General features: G+C 41.8%; 2 protein-coding genes and 1 pseudogene. All 3 read left to right on the top strand.

All coding sequences use genetic code 11. The features are described from left to right. The first annotated feature begins 27 nt into the window (after nucleotides 1–27). Nucleotides 28–957 (top strand): ribonuclease Z, encoded by a 930-nt coding sequence (gene rnz, locus GMD1S_RS07575; RefSeq protein ID WP_000354317.1) that lies wholly within the window; start codon nucleotides 28–30, stop codon nucleotides 955–957. Between the two features lie 28 nt (nucleotides 958–985). Then, nucleotides 986–1477, top strand: coding sequence for a DUF7832 domain-containing protein (locus GMD1S_RS07570; protein WP_000215491.1), 492 nt, complete (start codon nucleotides 986–988; stop codon nucleotides 1475–1477). Nucleotides 1478–1505: 28 nt separating this feature from the next. Further along, nucleotides 1506–1585, top strand: a pseudogene (locus GMD1S_RS11825) (short-chain dehydrogenase); the annotation flags it as partial.

The raw sequence follows: 1585 nt of genomic DNA, 5'->3' as shown, positions 1-1585 counted from the left end.
ATATATTGATTAATTAGAAAGTATCGAATGGATATTCAATTTTTAGGAACAGGGGCCGGTCAGCCCTCTAAAGCCCGCAACGTTTCAAGTCTCGCCCTGAAACTCTTGGATGAGATTAACGAAGTTTGGCTCTTTGACTGTGGAGAAGGAACGCAAAATCGCATTCTGGAAACCACGATTCGACCACGGAAGGTCAGCAAAATCTTTATCACCCACCTGCATGGAGACCACATCTTTGGATTGCCAGGATTTCTCTCTAGCCGTGCTTTTCAGGCCAATGAAGAGCAGACAGATTTGGACATCTATGGACCGCAAGGAATCAAGTCATTTGTCTTAACCAGCCTTCGTGTGTCAGGCTCTCGTCTGCCTTACCGCATTCATTTTCATGAGTTTGACCAAGATTCTCTAGGGAAAATCTTTGAGACCGATAAATTCACTGTGTATGCAGAGGAGCTGGACCACACTATTTTCTGCGTTGGTTATCGTGTCATGCAAAAGGATCTAGAAGGGACCTTGGATGCTGAAAAACTTAAGGCTGCTGGTGTTCCATTTGGTCCGCTTTTTGGAAAGATCAAAAACGGCCAGGACGTTGTTCTCGAAGATGGAACTGAAATCAAGGCAGCAGACTATATCTCAGCTCCCCGTCCAGGTAAGATTATCACCATTCTGGGTGACACCCGTAAAACCAATGCTAGTGTGCGTTTAGCTGTCAATGCCGATGTCCTTGTCCATGAGTCGACTTATGGCAAGGGAGATGAAAAAATTGCTCGCAATCACGGTCACTCAACCAATATGCAGGCAGCACAAGTAGCAGCAGAAGCCAGTGCTAAGCGCCTCTTGCTCAACCATATCAGTGCCCGCTTCCTATCAAAGGATATTAGTCAGCTTAAGAAAGATGCAGCTAGTATTTTTGAGAATGTCCATGTCGTCAAAGACTTGGAAGAGGTTGAGTTATAATGTTACAGTTCGTTGAGAGGGAATTAAGATGACTGTTGAAAATCGTTTATTGGATAAAGCGGATTGGTATTTTGAGAATGCCTTAACCAACTACTTGCACAGCTATTCATTACAAAAAGAAGAGTTAACTCAAAAAGATTATCGGGAGATTTATCGTTGGGCTGCGAATCATATCGGTTTTTTCGTTACTTGGCTCATCCTGCATGATGCAAAAGAATTGATGTTTCCTGATGAAGAAACGGTATTCCAAAGTTTAAAAAACGAGCAAACTTTGGGTGTTGATTATCTTTTAGACTGGTGCGATGGTAAACTGGGAACAATGGATATTACAAAGGATTTTCAGGCTTTTGTAAATGACTATTATGAACATCAGTATATGGATGATTATTCCGAATTTGTAGTCAATGACTTATATGACTTGCCTTTAGAATTTTTAGGTAGCTGGGAGGATTATCATCTGTTTGCTCCTGTCATTGATCAAGCCTATGCTCATTATTTAGCTGGAAAAAGATTTCATTAAATTGATCAAAACTTTGAAAGGAATAGAGATGCGTACCATCATCATCACTGGGGCAAGCGGTGGCTTAGCCCAAGAAATGGTCAAACTCTTGCCAAATGACCAACTCAT

Source organism: Streptococcus sp. GMD1S (assembly GCF_000296875.1).
Classification (GTDB): domain Bacteria; phylum Bacillota; class Bacilli; order Lactobacillales; family Streptococcaceae; genus Streptococcus.
The sequence above is the reverse complement of the archived record's forward strand: the minus strand, read 5'-3'. Positions and strand labels throughout refer to the sequence as shown.

Coding starts and splice junctions, on each gene's coding strand:
- GMD1S_RS07570 (WP_000215491.1), top strand. CDS start 986: ATGACTGTTGAAAATCGTTTATTGGATAAAGCGGATTGGTATTTTGAG.
- rnz (WP_000354317.1), top strand. CDS start 28: ATGGATATTCAATTTTTAGGAACAGGGGCCGGTCAGCCCTCTAAAGCC.